A 16370-nucleotide genomic window follows, 5' to 3' on the forward strand; every position below is an offset into this window, starting at 1 on the left:
CTATCGGGACGCCCTTTTCCACTGGTCAACGGCCAGAAACCAACCAAACTGTCGCAGTCAGACCGAAGCGTGTCCGGTCTGATGCAAATCAGGCCGAGCGGCGACGACGCGCCACAAGAGCCATCGCGGCAAGACCGGCCGCCATCAGCGCGTAGGTGCTCGGCTCCGGCACGACCGAAGACGCCGCGTTGCCGATGAACAGACCGTCCGTGCTGCCATCGCCTTCGATCACGAAGCGAATGGCCGTGGCGCCGGCGTACTGACCCAGGTCACCGATGCTGAAGTCGACAATGCAGTTCGGGAAGCTCGCGCTCGGCAGCACACCGTCGTTATCACGGCAGAAGCCGTACTGGTTCGTGCCCGACGGCACGAGGGTGAGCCACGAAGAGTTGGGCGCGATCAGGCCCGACACGGCGTTGTTGGACGCATCCACAAACTGGTAACCCAGGAGGATGTTGTCCCAACCGATGGAGCCGGTGATGGGCGCCGAGCCGAGCAGGTTGGTCTGGAAGGAGAACTGGGACGGCGAGCCGTAGCTGCCGGTTTCGTTCACACCGATCCAGCGCGAGATCGGACCGTTGTTGGGCTGCCAAGGCGCTGACGGCGGATTGGCGATCACCACCGCCTGCTGGAAGCTTGCGCCAATGGCCGACACCGTCCAGAAGGAATCAGTCGATCCCAATCCGGTACCGGTGTTCATGATCTGAGCCTGCGCCGTGGTGGCACCAGCAACGAGTGAAAGAGCAGCGGCGACGCGTGAGAAAGACTTGATCATGAGATCGTGATAAAAGGGGACAAAACCGGTTTGCCGGTACAACAGCAACTTCCGCCCCTTGGAAATTCAGCACTCTGGCAATGGTTTTTGTGGCAATTATCACTGAATGAGGATATTGCTGTGGTGAGCATCCAACACCAACTAGTGACACCGCCACAAGCCTTTGGTCCTACTCTCCGACCTATTCATCCCTCAATGTCCGCTATTGATCCTCGTACTTTGTGACGGTGTTCATCGCTTTCTGGTGAGATCCGCGATGACCGGTCGGTGATCTGATCCGACATCGTTGCCCACCCATGCTCCCGATGTTTCGAACCATTGCGGAGCAAAGAGCACGTGATCGATACGAATGCGCAGCCAGCGCCCCTCGTGTTTGGTGAATCCGAACCCACGACCGCCGGCATCGAAGGCACTGGATAGTGCGCTCCAGTAGGCGCGAAAGATCGAGCTTTCGACCGGCATATTGAAATCACCGACCACGACGATCGGGGTCGTATTGGCGTGCCGAGCACTCCAGTACGACGCCCGTTCGGACTCTCGGAGGCGGATATCGGCGTTGATCGCAAATCGATCTGTCTCGAGCGATGCCGGCACATTGGGCAGGCCCGTATCGTCTCGCAGCAGTCCCTGATCGCCCAGGATTCCCTCCAGTCCCTTGCGCGCCGTTTCGAGGTGGAGATTCACCAGTTCGAACGGGCCAGCGGGATGGGCAATCGTATAGCGGATGACAATCGCCGCACCGCCGTATCCGAGATCGGAGATGCGGGCAAACGCTGCACGCGGCATGCTGTCTCGCTGCGTAACCGGCCAACGGCTCAGCAGACAGAGATTGTGGAATTGCTCGAAGTGCCACTCCGCGCGTTTGGCGAGGTTTTGCCCAAGTTCGCGGCCACATTCCTGAAAGGCCATCACCGACGGGGTATATGCCGCCATCATCTCGTCGAGATGTTGCTGCACCACACCGCCACCCTGGGCATTGAGCGATAGGATGCGCAGGCCATTCGGAGCCACCTGGAGCGGAGGCGTTCTTCCGGCCATCAGCCCGGCGGGGGAGAGTCGGAATCCCATGATCGGTACCGCCGCGATCACCGCGCTCAATGCCAGTGGCAGCAAGGCGCGCCATGCAAAGATCAGTGCCACCGGTACCAGTATCGCGAGCGGCAACAGCACCACCCACCGAGGTCCGTACAGCAGCATGGTGAACGGCAGCGTGCGCTCAGACAGCGTGTAGAGACCGATCCAGATGGCCACCGTCGCCGCCAGCCACCCCCAGCACGTCCACGTCACCACCCGAGCCAATCGTGGGAATCGTGATCCAGAGCCGCGGGATCGCATGGTCCGACGTCGTGTCTCGCGCCGGACTTCCGCACGACCTTCAGGACGACTTTCCGCGCGTGCCTCCGATCGCACTTCTGATCGTCCGCCACTGCTGCGTGAACCCGCGGTCGACTCGGTGCCTCGCACGATCGTGACCGGCTGACCGCAGATGCAGCGCACCGTACGGCCGATGTGCGCGTCTTCCGAATGCAACTCTCGGCCACACGAACACCGGATCGAAAATGTCGCCATGTCTCTTTTTTTTTGGTCTCGTATTGCCGAAAGCACATACCCAGCCAGTCCAACTTCCAACCTACCACGTGCACCCTACGACCAAGCTCCCTACAACCACTGACCTCCACAGGAAAGCGGGAGGTCAGTGGCCATGGGGGAGCGGGTACTAAGCTGTAGGTGTTAGGGGGCTAAGTGGGAACTGATTTTGGGATGCTCTATTTCAGCATCGCCCCAATCAGTACCGACTCGAGAATGCCGAGTCCGAAGTAGGCCACCAGCACCGAAATGTCGATCATCCCGATGGTGGGGATGACGTTGCGCAAAGGCGCCAGGAACCACTCGGTGAGCACGTACGACCACCGCCACCACTTGGAGTACGGGCTACCGCCCACCCAACTGGAGATCACGCGGGCAAACAATGCGATACGCAACACGCTGAACGTCCACTTCGTCAGCACGGCGATCAGCGAATACCCTGATGTCGTGGCGAACAGCAGCATGACGAACTGGTCGCGCAGGAACTGGATGCCGGAAATCAGCAACAGTCCTCCCAGCACCACAGCGGCCAATGCCCACCATGGTGCCGAATAGGGCGTGCCACCTGCGCGCAGAATGCGGCGTTCCACGGGGGCGATCAGCCAGGGATCAACCCTGTCCCGAACGAAACGCGCGGCGCCGGAGAACGGCGAAATGCGTCGTGTGCGCACCGCCCATGACGTCACCGCCCCGATGGCGGTCAATGCACCGGCCGCAAAGACCAGCGGACGAAGAAAAATCAGCAAGGCGTCAATGACGCGCACCACGGATTCTAGCATGGCCGAATATTACCCCGAAGTTGTCGCCAGGCGCCCACGATGCCGGATCCATAGGCGGTCAGCAGCATCAGCCACTCGAGCCCCGTCAATCGCGATACGCCAACTGTCGCCGGCAGTGCCACCATCGTGCACACCATGGCCGCGAGTGGCCCCAACGCAGTGAACGCGGTGGCCATCGTACTCTGGCTCTCCCCAGCCCACCGACTGCGCACGCTCCACCACGCTGCCGGCGCCCACAACCACAGCAGCCACGCCATCAACACCACCGGTGCCAGCGGGTGTTGCACACCGACCACCGACTGCAGCATCGCCCAGCCCATGGTGGCCGAGAGACGGAGCTGCGCGCGAAGGCCTTGAGGGGGCCCCTCTGCGATGAGAGACAGTTCCGCCGGTGACGAATGCGCCCGCAATGCCAGCACCTGGCCGCCGCCTTCCGCGTGACCGGCAAAGGCATGCTCCAGGCGCAGGCGCGGCATGGCCAACCCCCAATCCCATGCACGTCGTGTCACCGCCAGCACCGCGTCGTCTCCATGCTGCGCGAGCATGACAATCGCGCTGGTGTCGGCCGCGCGGTGCACAAACACAAAAGACCGCAGACCCGAAGCGGTGTCCCGCCCCCGCACCTCTGCGGTCACGATGGTGGACACCGGTTCCCGCTCGATTTCGACCACGATCGGGCCCGAGCCGCGGTGCGCAAACGGTTGTCCATTGATCGTCGCCCCCAGCGGTTCGCCGCCGTACCAGCCGTGGCCGGGCGAATAGGCGATCGCACTGCGGCGATAGTCGGACGGTGTTGGTGGCCGCTCATGGCGCCGTGGTCCCAGCGCAATCGCTGTGCCGATCATCGCACCCGCTGCTGCTGCCGTCCACGCCACCGCCAGCCATCCGGCCTGCCGTCCTCGAGCCAGCACCACACCAGACCAGTGTCTCACGACAAGCAGACCAAGACAGGCGCCCGCCGTATTGGTCAGCACATCGGCCAGGGCCGCTGATCGCTGGGCTGGGATCCCCAGCCACTGCAGCGTTTCCACGCCCAGCGACAAGACTGCCCCAGTCAGCAGCACGGTTGGCACACGCCAGCCCAACCAGGCCAGTGCCACGCCTAGGGGCACAAACAGCAGCACGTTGCTGACGCCGTCCATCAGCCACAGCCCACCGCAGCGCAGGCACCAGCTCGGCGGCAACTGCTCCACCGGCGTGCCGTTGCCGGGCAGCAGGGTAGCCGCCACGATGGCCGCCACGCTCAGGGCCAGCAAAAGAAGTGCCCCCAGGCGAGGGTTCTTCAGGTCACGCAGACGCATGTGCCGTCGGTGGTCGAGTTCGGCATGCCGATTGCTCACTCTCATCCATCGTGAGGATACCTGCCAGTCTCGTGACGGTCGGGGCGGAAATCGCAACCGACCACTGCACACCAACTTACGCGTCTGCCGCGGAGGTGCGCAGCCGCACGCCGCGCCACCGCGTACGCGGGGCGGCCACGGGACTGCTTCTGGCCCTGTTGCAGGCGTGCAGCGGCGGTGACGCACTGGCGCCAGCGGTTCCGCTGTCTGGCGAGACGGCGCCCAGCGTTGTGGGTGATATCCCGCACATCGCAGGACTGACCTCTGACACCGTTGAAGCAGGTCACCTGCTCACCCTGAACGGTGAGCACCTCCCGTCGGTCATCGACGCGACACGGATTCTGGTCGACGGGGTGGCCCTCGAAATCCGCATCAGCTCGGCGACCCGTATCGATGCGTTGCTGCCCGCAGAAGCCTTCGACTGTGCCCCACAGCAGGCCCGCACGCTGACCGTGAGCGTGGGCGGCGCACAGATCTTCCGCCAGGCATTGCAGGTGCGTACCGCGCAGCGTGTGGCGCTCGCTGCTGGGGCGACCCATCTGTCGACCACCAGCCAGACATCGCACTGCATCGAGTTGGTTGCCGCAGACAGCCTTGGTGCTTCGCCGGAGGGTGTCGATACGCGGTTTGTGGTAGCGGTCGTGAACACCAGCAACGACCTCGCCCAACAGGCGCACTTTGAGGTGCGGGGCATCGGCTCGGGCGGAACGGGCACGATGGCCACGACCTCGCCGTTCACGAGTCTGCGGCAGCTCTCCGGTCTCAATGGGTTGGCGGCGACCGAGGCGCTGGCCGACTCGCATGACGACGAGCAGCACGCCAGCCGACTCGCCATGCAGGCGCGCCTGATTGCCACGACCGGCCCGGCACGCAATGCCTGGGCATCGGCAGCCCAACCACACGTCGCGTCGCGGGCACTGCGCGCCGAGCGTCGGGTGGGTGATACGGTGACGATGTCCGCGGTGTTCAACAGTTGCGCCACGGCCTCCACCGTGAAGGCGCGCGTGGTGTATGCGGGAAACAAGGCGCTCGTGCTCGAGGATATTGCGGCACCGCGCGCCGGGCGCATGGACGGCGTGTATCGTGCGATCGGCACCGAGTTCGATACGCTGGTGTATCCGATGCTCGCGCAGAATGTCGGCGATCCGCTGGCCATGGATGCAAGCATGGGTGGCGACGGGCGGGTGACGATGTTGTTCACCCGTTTCGTCAACGACTCGGCTGCGGGCACGGCCGGTTATGTGAGCGCGTGCAACTTCTATCCGCGCCGCACGTTTGCTGCGAGCAACGAAGACGAAGTGTTCTATGCGCGCGTCGCCACGGCAAACGAAACACCGGACGATTGGCGTCGTGTCATGCGGGCCACCATCGTGCACGAAGCCAAACACCTGGCGAGCTTCGCCGAACGACTCGTGCGTGGCCAGTCGTTCGAAGACACGTGGCTGGAGGAGGCCACGGCCCGCGTCGCAGAGGAACTGTATGCGCGCACGTTCCCGGGTGGTGGACAGTGGCGCGGCAACACCGGCTACGCCGGCAGCCTCGAATGTGAGTTGCTGCAGTGTGATGATCGGCCACTGATCATGTGGCGACATTTCTCGCAGTTGTACACATACCTGCGCGGCGCCAATGGACTCTCGCCGTTGGGGCCGACTCACCGCAGCGACAATACGTACTATGCCAGCGGCTGGTCATTGGTGCGTCATGTGCTCGATCGGCACGCGCAGGATGAAGCGGCCACCCTCAAGCGCCTCGTTCGTGGCGACGCCGGTCGGGGGCTTGCCGCCCTTGAGGCCGTTTCTGGCACTCCGTCGGATGCGTTGATGGCCGAGTGGGCATTGGCAAACTCCGGTCAGGCGACCGGCAACACCGGTAGTTGGGATCTGCGCTCGATGTGGGACGGCCTGGCCCGCACCTTTGCCGGTGCCTACGACGCCACACCCCAGCAGCACCTGCGTCATCAACTCGGCACCTCGTTCCAGGACACCCAGCGAGCTGCCGCCGGCGGCGTGGTCTATCTGACCCTCGACGGCAATGCTGCGCGCACAACACAGGTGCTGCGGCTCGCACCCGTCAGCGGCGGAGTTGCAGCCCCACTCCGCCTGGCCATCTCGCGGGTGCCGTAAAAGCTGGTGCAGTTGGGGGCGGCAGTTAACGCGCCGCCTGCCCTATTTGAACTCCCAATGCGCCTCGTCTGGCGGCGTCATCAGGATCCCTCTCCGCGCCCCGACCGCAACACATTCTGTAGCTCACAGCCTACAACTCATAGCCTACAACTCACAGCCTACAGCCTACAGCCCACAACCTACTACTCAGTACTCCCCACCGGTGGCGGCCCTTGCAGCCCGCCACCGCCATCCAAAAAGCAGAAAGGCCACCGAGGGGCGAGAACCCCCACGGTGGCCTTCAAAAAAACCCTGCCCCTTATCGGAGACCCGGCGCCGAAGCGCCGGGCAGTGAAGAGCTCAGCCCTGCTGCTTGCGACGACGTGCCACAGCAGCCAGACCCGCCAGGCCGGCGGCCATCAGCGCGTAGGTGCTCGGCTCCGGCACCACCTGCGAACCACCGATCGACTGCAGGAACAGACCGTCCGTCTGGCCGTCGCCTTCCATCACAAACGTCAGCGTCTGACCCGCCGAGGCGGCAAACGTCAGCGACGTCGGGTACACGCAGGGTTCCATGTTGGCGTTGTTCAAGCTGCCCGCACGGCCGCAGAAGCCGAACGTGTCGGGCGTCGGCAGTCCCGGGGTGAAGGCCAGCGACGTACCGCCGCTCAACCAGTTCGCGGCACTTGCATCAGCCGTCCCGCCCAGGAACGCGCCGACCATGTAGTTGTCCCAACCCAGGTTGAACGTGTACTGGGTGGACGGGGCCGCGGCGCCGAACGTGTACGTGAACAGGTAGCGGTAGCGGCGGACATTGTCGCCCGAGCCGCCCACCGAACCCGACGAGTTGGCGCCAATCCAGTTGGCTGCCGCCGTATTGTCGGTCCATTCACCGGGGATGCTCGGACCGATGTTCGTGGCCGTGGTCCAGGCGCCCGCGTTGGAGCTGATCTGGCCCCAGAACAGGCTCCAGCCGGCCGAACCGGTGTTGTCGATCTGAGCAAAGGCCAGCGACGGGGTGAGCAGGGCAGCAGCGGCAACGACGCGAATCAAATTCTTCACAGGTTTCCTCGATAAGGTTTGCCGTATGGAAGAGCAATCTGTATGCCAGAGTTTTTGTTATCTTCTGTTTAGCTAGCTTTCCATAAAGTTGGCCCTGTGTGACACAGCGCACGGAAAAGGCCGCCAAGAGCTCTCTAGCGCTGTCGCATCGTCGCCTCAGTATTTGTAGCCAGGATCACGCAGAAAGTACTACTCACAGTACTGAGCTACTCAGATTTTCGGTTGCTGAGTTCAGCCAGCGTCGTCTTCGTAACACTGCTGGCAATACGTCTCACCTTCGTTGCTCCCGTGACCCCCGCATGCCTCTGACGTCGATCGCTATGTCAAAGCGTCTGCCGTCGCTTGCTCAATTGGTTTCCGACGCAGCCGGACGGTTTCACGACCGCCCGGCGCTGGCTGGGCACGTCGGTGTGGTGACGTACGGAGAGCTCGACACGAGCGCCAGGCACTGGGCGACGGCGTTGAGGCAACACGGTGTGCCGCAAGGCGGACGTGTGGGCGTGCTCGGCAACCGCTCGCGCGTCACTTATATAGGTGCACTTGCCGCGGCTTATGCCGGGGCCGCGTTCGTGCCACTCAACACCAAGCTGCATCTTGACCGAGTGCGTCGCATTTCGCGGCTGGCCGAGTTGGATGCGGTGATCGTGGAGCCCGATGCGTTGGGCGTGCTCGACCTGCTGCTCGAGGAAATGCCGTCCCTCAAGCTGATCCTGGCGCCTGAATCGGTACTCACCGCACGCGTGGGCGGTATCGCCACGTGCGACAGGACCACACTGCCGGTCAACGCCGAGGCACCCTGTCTCGCGCCGGACCGCGACGCGCTGGCGTATCTGCTGTTCACCTCTGGTACGACGGGCACCCCCAAGGGCGTCGGGGTCACGCAGGGAAATGTCGCCGCGTATCTGGAGCAGGCGCGTGCCCGTTTTGCGTTTGCGCCGACCGATCGTTTCTCGCAGATGTTCGAGCAGTCGTTCGACGTGTCGATTTTCGATCTGTTCGTGGCATGGGCCAGTGGTGCCGCCGTGCATACGCTGGCCGCACGACAACTGGTGGCGCCGGCCAGTTACATCGAGCAGGAAGGCATCACCGTGTTCTCCTGCGTGCCGTCGGTGCTGTCCCTGATGAAGCAGCGCAACGCGTTGCGGCCCGGTCGGTTTGCCTCGGTGCGCTACAGCATGTTTGCGGGCGAGGCGCTGACCGTGGAAAATGCACGGGAGTGGGCGGCTGCTGCCCCGAACAGCGTGATCGAAAACCAATATGGCCCCACGGAAACCACGGTCGTGGTGACGGGGTTTCGTTGGTGCTCCCGTGACTGCCGGGAGTATCCCAACGGATACATTCCCATCGGTGCCGCATTCCCGGGGGTCGATGCCCGCATTGTCACGTCGGAGCTGCGCGACGTGGCCCCGGGCGCGTCCGGCGAATTGTTGATCGGCGGACCGCAGACGGTGCCGGGGTATTGGCGTGACGGAACGCTCACACGCGAACGGTTTGTCGATCTGCCGACCGACGGCGGTGAGCGTCAGCGTTACTATCGCACCGGAGATCTCGTGCGCAGTCTCCCCAGCGGGGATATCGCGTATCTCGGGCGCGTGGACCATCAGCTCAAGGTGCTCGGCCGCCGCGTAGAGCCGGCCGAAGTCGAAGCGATCGCGCGTCAGGTACCGGGGGTGACCGATGCGGTCGCGGTCGGGTGGCCGCTCGAAGACGGACGTGCCGTGGCGTTGACGCTGTTTGTGCTGGCCTCATGCGGCGATGAACAGCTCTCTGGCGAAGTCACACAGTCGATTGCGTTGCGCGTGGAGCCGTTTCTCGTGCCGCGCACCGTCATTCCGTGTCGTGAATTTCCGACCAACGCCAACGGAAAGGTCGATCGCGCCGCATTGTTGGATACATTGCGTGAGTCTGCGCTCGTCGCCACCTGATCACCCGCCACACCGTCTATCGCCTGCATGCCCGTGCTCGAAGAAGTGCTCGCTCTGGCGCTCCGCCTTCCGCTGGAGCGCATCGACGAGACCATTGGTTACCAGCTCATCCCGCAGTGGGATTCCGCGAACCATGTCGCGTTGATCGGTGCGCTCGAGGAAGCGTATGGCATCATGATCGATGACGAGGATATCCCGGACCTGAATTCTGTGTCGGCGATTCGCCGCTATGTCGAGCAACGTACCGGCGGTTGATCCGCAGGTTGTGCACGGGAGCAGTGAACCCACGGCTGTTCCGAACTGGGCACTGATTTCCCGTGTGTTGCGGGAACCCGGGCACGCGGTGTCGGTGTTCCTGGCGGTCCTGCGGGGGCGCCTCTACACGTGGTGGGCGCAGGCCTTTCGGCCGCGCGTGCAGATCGGTCAGGGACTGCGGATCTACGGTCGACTGGATATCCGCGGTTCAGGCACGGTGGTACTCGGGGATGGTGTGCAGATCTATGGACGGGTGACACCATGGACCAATGCGCCCGACGCCCGCATCGAGGTGGGTGATGACACCAAGCTCGATGGGACGCGCATCAGTTGTGTGACCCGCGTGCGCATCGGACGCGAGTGCCTGATCGCCAACTGTCGCATTCTCGACACGTCATTTCATGCGGTGCGCCGTGACGCTCATTCGGCGACGATGCCGATCCTCGAGGGGCCCGTGGAGGTGGGAGACAACGTATGGATCTCGCCGGATGCCGGGCTGCTACCGGGCACACGTATCGGCAGCAACTCGGTGGTCGCCATGGCAGCGATCTGCAAGGGTGAGTTCCCCGAGGGTGTGATGATCCTGGGCAATCCGGCGCGGATAGCCGGGCGTATCGGCTGAATAGGAGCCGGTCAGGTCCGGTGCGTGGTGAGGCTCTCGATCACGGCCTTTCCCAGCATCGGACCGTAGCGCAGTAACCAACCTGAGTGACTGCTGCGGGTGCCGGTCATTCCCCAGGTGACCCCATGTATAGGGTCATGCCAGGCGAGTGTGCCGCTGATCCCGACATGTCCGAACGACACCGCCGACGCTTCTTTCGGGCTCCAGTGGGGCGCCTTCTCGCCGCGCAGTTCCACGCCAAGACCCCAGGGACAACGCTCCCATTCCAGCGTTGGGTTGGCGGCAATGCCAAGTTGGCCGTTGGTTGCAGCGATGCCGCCGGATAGGAGGCCGGCATCGGGGTCAAGAATGGCCGCCTGCTGTATTCGTGCTGACAGTACCGGTGATCCGGCGGCGAAAGCACGCACAATGCGCATGCCGTCATCGATGGCGCCGCAGATCGCCGCCCACGGCAACGACAATGCATGCCAGAACTCCGAGTTCAGCGGTGCAATCGCTGAATCGGCGTGCGGCGAAGGCACACCCGTGACCTGCAGGTATTCGTGCTGCGGCTTGCAACCAAACGTGAGCCTGGTGCCGAGTCGCGTGTTCAGTCTGTCGAGGCAGGCACTCAGCGGCGCTTCACGGTGTTGTACCACGACATCGGCCAGCATTCCATACGCGACGTCGCTGTACTGCACATGGCGTGTGCGCGCCGGCCGCAAATCGAGGCCGCGATAGGCGGCGCGAATGCTGTCCGCGGTGAGAGACGAAGAATACGGGACATCTTCCTCGCGAAGGATGGGCGGAATGCCCGCACGATGCGACAACATGTCGCCAATGGTCGCATGCCGCACGCCACCCCAATCACACTGGGCCGCGTGCTCGAGAGTGTCGTCGAGTGAGAGGCGCCCTTCGTCCACGAGTTCCAACACCAGCAACGCGATAGCAGGCTTTCCGACGGAGGCAAGGCAGGCCGTGCTCGCAGATGTCACGGGCATGCCCCACGCATCTTCCCCACGAAAAACCTGTACCTGTTGGCCAGCCGAATCTTCTGCGAACAGGGCGATGCCTGGCATGCCGAATGGCGGGGCAGACTTGCTCGTAATACGAGCCGCCAGCGCGTCGAGGCGCTGGCGGGTGTATTCTGAAAGTAGCCCGACCAAATTGATACCCAATAGGCCCGCGGGCTCTATCTACTTGAGTACAGCCTTGGCGATGGTCTGCAACTGCATGTTGCTGGTGCCCTCATAGATCGCGCCGATCTTGGCGTCGCGATAGAACTTCTCGACCGGATACTCCCGCGTGTAGCCGTATCCACCGAACAGTTCCACGCACAGCGACGTGACACGTTCGCACATCTGCGAGGCATACAGCTTGGCCATCGCGCCTTCGCGCGCAATGTCCTGGCCGGCGTCCTTGAGGCGGGCGGCGTTGTACACCATGAGACGCGCTGCTTCCAGTTCCGTCGCAGCCTGCGCCACCTGAAACTGAATGCCCTGGAAATCGGCGAGCGCCTTGCCGAACTGCTTCCGCTCCTTGAGATACGCCGTAGCGGCACTGAGCGCCCCCTGGGCGACGCCGATCATCTGCGCGCCGATACCGATGCGTCCTTCGTTGAGCGTTTCGATCGCGATCTTGTAACCCTGGCCAACTTCACCAAGCACGTTGGCATCGGACACGAACACGTTCTCGAAGTGCAACGATGTGGTGCTGGAGGCGCGAATACCGAGCTTGTCCTCCTTCTTGCCCACCGAGAAGCCTTTTGCGTCACGCTCGACGATGAACGCCGTGATGCCCTTGTAGCCAGCTTCCGGCTTGGTGTTCGCAAACACCACGAACACTTCCGCTTCGCCGCCGTTGGTGATCCACGCCTTGCTGCCGTTGAGCGTCCAGCCGCCCTCCGCCCGGTCCGCCCGGGTCGCGAGACCGAATGCGTCCGACCCCGAACCCGGCTCCGAAAGCGCGTACGCACCCACCGTGTTGGACGTCATCCGGGGCAGCACGCGGGCACGCTGTTCATCCGTGCCGTATCGGTTGAGCGGGTAGTTGACCAGCGTGTTCTGCACATCCACCTGGATGGCGGCACTCGCATCCACCTTGCTCAGCTCTTCAACGGCGAGGGTGACCATCATCAGCGAGCCCCCGGCGCCACCGTACTGCTCTGGCAACTCGATGCCCATGAGGCCCAGCTCGAAAAACTTGGCGGTCAGCGCCGGATCGACCTTGCCGGCCGCTTCCATATCGTGGACGCGATGGCGAACCTCGGATTCAGCCAGTTCAGCGACGGCAGCGCGAAAAAGCTCTTCTTCTTCAGACAGAAGGGTTAGGGGAGAGCGTACGAAATCAATCACGAGTTGGTCGGCCGAGTGGCATAGGTATGGATCCAGAGGGTAGTTCAATCCTAGAAGCACGACCTCTGCGGGACTAGGGTCGAATTGCGGGCGACCAAGTATGAGCGCGATCTACTTTCTCTGTGCTGGCGGCTCGTTTCAGCAAGTTTACCTCTATTATGGTCCTGTCCAATATCGCTTCTCCGGTTTAATGAATGATCTCAAGTTGTCATTCGCAGCGAATGTTGTCTGGAGTGATGAATCGTTTGGCGGGATGGGTGAGTTGGACTGAAACAGGTGCAGGATGAGTATCGTCAGTGTAGATGAAGAGCGTGCCAGCGAGGGCCTTGGAGGCACGGATCAGGGCGGATCTAGACCTGGGCAGCAATAGCCGCTGTTCGGGCAAGAATATGAAGACCGCCAGCGTTAGTGCGCTTGACAGGTGCAAAGGGCGCCCCCTTGTAGATGAGAGGCTGTCTGGATTCTTGATCTTTGAATTGTGGGAAACTGGTAAGATCGCAGTAGTGGAGCTAGGCCGCAGGCGGTAGCTCAGTCAGTGCATGGGCTGGCTCCGATAGTGTGCTGTACTGCTGCTCGCGAAATGCAGAGTTCCCGCGTGCGCTATATCAGGGAGGTAGAAGAGCCCCATACCGCACGTTCAATATCGATAACGGAGCATATTGTGAAGAATCCATACACGAGCCTCGACAGGCCAGCATGCGTCTACGCTACCTGCCTTTGAGACCGGCGCGGGCTTCCGGAGAATCCTTGTGCTCTACAGTTCTTGGGCACGCTACTCCGCCGCGCCTTAACCCTTTTCTGGAGTCTCCTCCCGACCCTTAATGCCGCTCGTTAACGTTCCCGCGCACGCCAGTTCTAGATCCAAGTCGGCGAGATGCCCCCTCCCAACGCGCGCTGATCCTCAAACTGCGATATCGCTCGTGGAGGGAGAATCCGGTCAGCATTAGCGTGAGGTTTGCCATGTCCTCGGACTACACAAAAGCAAACTGCTTTCTGCGGAGTTCTGCTGCGGCAAGCAAGTCTCGATCCGTGGTGGATCGATCCCCTGAATCAGAATCTACAACGTGAAGATCTGGTCAAACATGCCCGAGCTCGGTGCATATCTGAGTACTCGAAAGGATATTCAGCACGCCGACCTTCCGAGCTTGCCGACCATCGCCAGCATGGTGAGGTGGGTGCGAGGGCTGTCGGAAACCGATCTGCTACTGGTAAACACGGACGCCACACTGACGCTTCGCCTCGCTGCAGCTTCTATCATCGCGCAAGCAAAGCTGCCACTCGTGTCGCTAGACTGTCTGTTGGGCTTGCCTCCTACTACCGCAATGGCACGCCTCGCAACCTATCTCAAGAAAATATTGCTCGCGAGAGTTGATCACTTTCTCTTGCCGCAGAGGGATACCCAAGGCCTAGAACGACTTTTCCATCTCAATGGGCGGACTAGCTACTTTCCGTTCAAGGTCAACGCGTGGCAAGCGCTTCAAAGCGGAGACTTGACCGTCGTCGATGAAGGCTACGTCATTCATGCGGGCCGCACCATGCGTGATATTCGCACTTTTATTGAAGCAATGCGAATCACGAAATTGCCGACAGTATTGTTGTATCAGGACCAAGACACCGGACGGGAACATGGGACCAGCTGGACACTTTCTGCTCTTCCTGAGAACGTCGTGGCTGTTAAGCACAACGGTGACCCTAGAAGCTACCAAGAGTATCTTGCGCGCGCCCGCGTGATAGTGGTGGCGATAGAATCACATGTTGTAACAAGCGCAGGTATTAGCACGATTCTGGATGGTATCGGAATGGGAAAGTGTGTAGTAGCTACAGATTGTCCGGCTGTTCGAGGCGTCTTCACCGATGAGATTGCAGTCGTTCCAGCGAATGATTCAACGGCTCTAGGGGCCACTGTCTTAAAGTTGTTCCAAGATGAGCACGAACGCGACGAGCTAGCAATGCGAGCTCATCGCGCGGCAGGGCAATTTGGAGGCACAGAAAGGTATCTCCGGGACATAGTGGATTTCTTGAGTTCTCGCTTCGGTGCTTCGGCTTCGGTCAGCACCGTGGAGTGAGGCGCGTCGCGCCACGGATCGCGCTCGTGTTCATTCCGGTAGATACCTGAGAACCGCCGACAACGCTGAGCCAGATGAGCATGGTGGCGCACAGGTTTCGTCGCCCGGCCCGCGCGGCACGGGAGTTCAGTGAAGCTCCGCCGCGGGCGTACGAAGCATGCGGACGCACGAACAGCTTTCTTCACGTCGGCAAGAGTCGCAAGGCTAGCGGATTTGACTTCAAGTTGATGTGCTTAAGGAGATTTGCGTGTGCGTAGAGGTTCTCCAGTACGCGCAATTGCTCTGGATCTGTACCGAAATCACTTTAGGACGAGTGGTTTCATTTCCTTGGAAGAGTTAGACGCGTTGATTCCCGTGATGGCCGAGACCATTTTCCACTCACTTGTGATCACGCTATTCACTCTCGCTGCTTTCGGTGTTGGTACCCTAGTGCTGATCTGGCTGGGGTTCCCGATTGGCATGTGGGTGCTTGCCATGATCCGGGGCAGTAGAATGCGGCCGGACGCAGAATCGGGGAGTACCACCAGGGTCAGTTTAGTGCTCGCCACTCGGGATAGCCCTGATGCGATTGCCACGCGTGTCCGGAACCTCCTGGATACCGACCACCCACTCTCACGCCTGCAGGTGGTCGTGGCGCTTGATCACACCGGATCGCGAGCTACGGAAGACGAGGTGCGGCAGATCCCGGGCGTGAATTCGGTTGTTATCGGCGCTGCGCCTGGTGGCAAGGCAACGGCCCTCAACGCTGGCGTGCTGGCGTCGACCGGGGATGTGCTCATCATGGCGGACACCGCCCAGGCTTTTGATCGCCAAACGGTCCCATGCCTGGCTGCCGCGTTGACCGACTCTCGGTTTGGTGCCGTTTCTGGAGCGTTGTTGCTGGGAGAGCGGCGGCGCCTTTCTCCTGTCGATCTCTATTGGCGACTGGAGAAGTGGCTCCGCTTCAATGAGTCGCTGGTGCATTCCGCCGTCGGTGTGACGGGGGCCGTGTACGCCACCCGCCGGGCGCTGTGGCAGCCATTGCCACCGGGCACGCTGTTGGATGACGTGTATGTCCCGATGTCACTCGTGCTGCGGGGGCACCGCGTGGGATTCACGTACGATGCAGTGGCGCGCGATGTCAGAGTCTTTGATGCTGCGGCCGAAGGAGGACGAAAGGCACGTACGCTCACCGGCGTGCTTCAGCTCCTCGATCTGCTTCCTGGGTTGCTTTCGAAACGCAATCCGATCCGTTGGACATTCGTGATGCACAAGCTGGCTCGGTTGACGTCACCAGTGTTCGTGCTGTTTGCTGTAGTCGGCAGCATGGGTGTAGCGACGCTGTTCGTGTTGGCCAACCCCCGACTGGGATTGGCGCTGACCGCTGGCCTGATGGTTCCTCTTTTCGCCGTAGGGCCGCTTCGAAGATTGCTGTTTGCCACGCTGCGATGGGTGTTCGCCATGCAGTGGTCCATTGTGACAGCGTTGAGGAACGGTCTGTCCAGGCGCTGGTCGGTATGGAACCAGCGCTGAGTGGCACCGACC

At 61.9% G+C, this 16370-nt stretch carries 13 protein-coding genes; 6 read left to right on the forward strand and 7 right to left on the reverse strand.

Translation table 11 applies throughout. The features are described from left to right. Positions 1 to 88: 88 nt before the first annotated feature. From GAU_RS02770 to GAU_RS20270, 4 genes are all read right to left on the reverse strand, one after another. Complete coding sequence (locus GAU_RS02770) at positions 89 to 775, reverse strand: PEP-CTERM sorting domain-containing protein (RefSeq protein WP_041265187.1); 687 nt, start codon at positions 773 to 775, stop codon at positions 89 to 91. A 231-nt stretch (positions 776 to 1006) separates the two neighbouring features. Further along, the gene (locus GAU_RS02775; RefSeq protein ID WP_169307570.1) at positions 1007 to 2110 is read right to left on the reverse strand and encodes an endonuclease/exonuclease/phosphatase family protein; all 1104 of its coding nucleotides are present in this window, start codon (positions 2108 to 2110) and stop codon (positions 1007 to 1009) included. A gap of 431 nt (positions 2111 to 2541) precedes the next feature. Next, positions 2542 to 3141: a YggT family protein gene (locus tag GAU_RS21735; protein WP_052574203.1), complete on the reverse strand. Its 600-nt coding sequence runs from the start codon at positions 3139 to 3141 to the stop codon at positions 2542 to 2544. Beyond that, positions 3135 to 4481: a VanZ family protein gene (locus GAU_RS20270; RefSeq protein WP_052574204.1), complete on the reverse strand. Its 1347-nt coding sequence runs from the start codon at positions 4479 to 4481 to the stop codon at positions 3135 to 3137. Before GAU_RS20270 ends, GAU_RS21735 begins: the two co-directional genes overlap by 7 nt. Positions 4482 to 4576: 95 nt before the next feature. Between GAU_RS20270 and GAU_RS02790 the strand changes: the two genes are divergently transcribed. Beyond that, positions 4577 to 6604: a hypothetical protein gene (locus GAU_RS02790; protein WP_156798870.1), complete on the forward strand. Its 2028-nt coding sequence runs from the start codon at positions 4577 to 4579 to the stop codon at positions 6602 to 6604. Between the two features lie 339 nt (positions 6605 to 6943). Here GAU_RS02790 and GAU_RS02795 read toward each other — a convergent pair whose 3' ends face one another. Further along, positions 6944 to 7645, reverse strand: coding sequence for a PEP-CTERM sorting domain-containing protein (locus tag GAU_RS02795; RefSeq protein ID WP_012682039.1), 702 nt, complete (start codon positions 7643 to 7645; stop codon positions 6944 to 6946). A gap of 320 nt (positions 7646 to 7965) precedes the next feature. Here GAU_RS02795 and GAU_RS02800 point away from each other — a divergent pair, with 320 nt between their 5' ends. The 3 genes from GAU_RS02800 to GAU_RS02810 are packed head-to-tail and all read left to right on the forward strand — an operon-like array spanning position 7966 to position 10447. Further along, positions 7966 to 9570 (forward strand): amino acid adenylation domain-containing protein, encoded by a 1605-nt coding sequence (locus GAU_RS02800; protein WP_012682040.1) that lies wholly within the window; start codon positions 7966 to 7968, stop codon positions 9568 to 9570. A gap of 27 nt (positions 9571 to 9597) precedes the next feature. Continuing rightward, positions 9598 to 9825, forward strand: a complete 228-nt coding sequence (locus tag GAU_RS02805; protein WP_012682041.1) for an acyl carrier protein — start codon at positions 9598 to 9600, stop codon at positions 9823 to 9825. Then, complete coding sequence (locus tag GAU_RS02810; protein ID WP_012682042.1) at positions 9800 to 10447, forward strand: acyltransferase; 648 nt, start codon at positions 9800 to 9802, stop codon at positions 10445 to 10447. Before GAU_RS02805 ends, GAU_RS02810 begins: the two co-directional genes overlap by 26 nt. A gap of 11 nt (positions 10448 to 10458) precedes the next feature. Here GAU_RS02810 and GAU_RS02815 read toward each other — a convergent pair whose 3' ends face one another. Next, the gene (locus GAU_RS02815; RefSeq protein WP_041265190.1) at positions 10459 to 11505 is read right to left on the reverse strand and encodes a serine hydrolase; all 1047 of its coding nucleotides are present in this window, start codon (positions 11503 to 11505) and stop codon (positions 10459 to 10461) included. A 117-nt stretch (positions 11506 to 11622) separates the two neighbouring features. Continuing rightward, on the reverse strand, positions 11623 to 12780 hold the full coding sequence (locus GAU_RS02820) for an acyl-CoA dehydrogenase family protein (protein ID WP_012682044.1): 1158 nt from the start codon (positions 12778 to 12780) through the stop codon (positions 11623 to 11625). A 1064-nt stretch (positions 12781 to 13844) separates the two neighbouring features. On the opposite strand from GAU_RS02820, the gene GAU_RS02830 reads away from it, so the two are divergent. Next, positions 13845 to 14846, forward strand: a complete 1002-nt coding sequence (locus GAU_RS02830) for a glycosyltransferase (protein ID WP_041265192.1) — start codon at positions 13845 to 13847, stop codon at positions 14844 to 14846. Positions 14847 to 15203: 357 nt separating this feature from the next. After that, entirely contained in the window at positions 15204 to 16358 is a 1155-nt protein-coding gene (locus GAU_RS20275) for a glycosyltransferase (RefSeq protein WP_083765408.1), read from the forward strand. The last annotated feature ends 12 nt before the right edge of the window (positions 16359 to 16370 follow it).

The sequence above is a fragment of the Gemmatimonas aurantiaca T-27 genome (assembly GCF_000010305.1).
Lineage (GTDB): Bacteria > Gemmatimonadota > Gemmatimonadetes > Gemmatimonadales > Gemmatimonadaceae > Gemmatimonas > Gemmatimonas aurantiaca.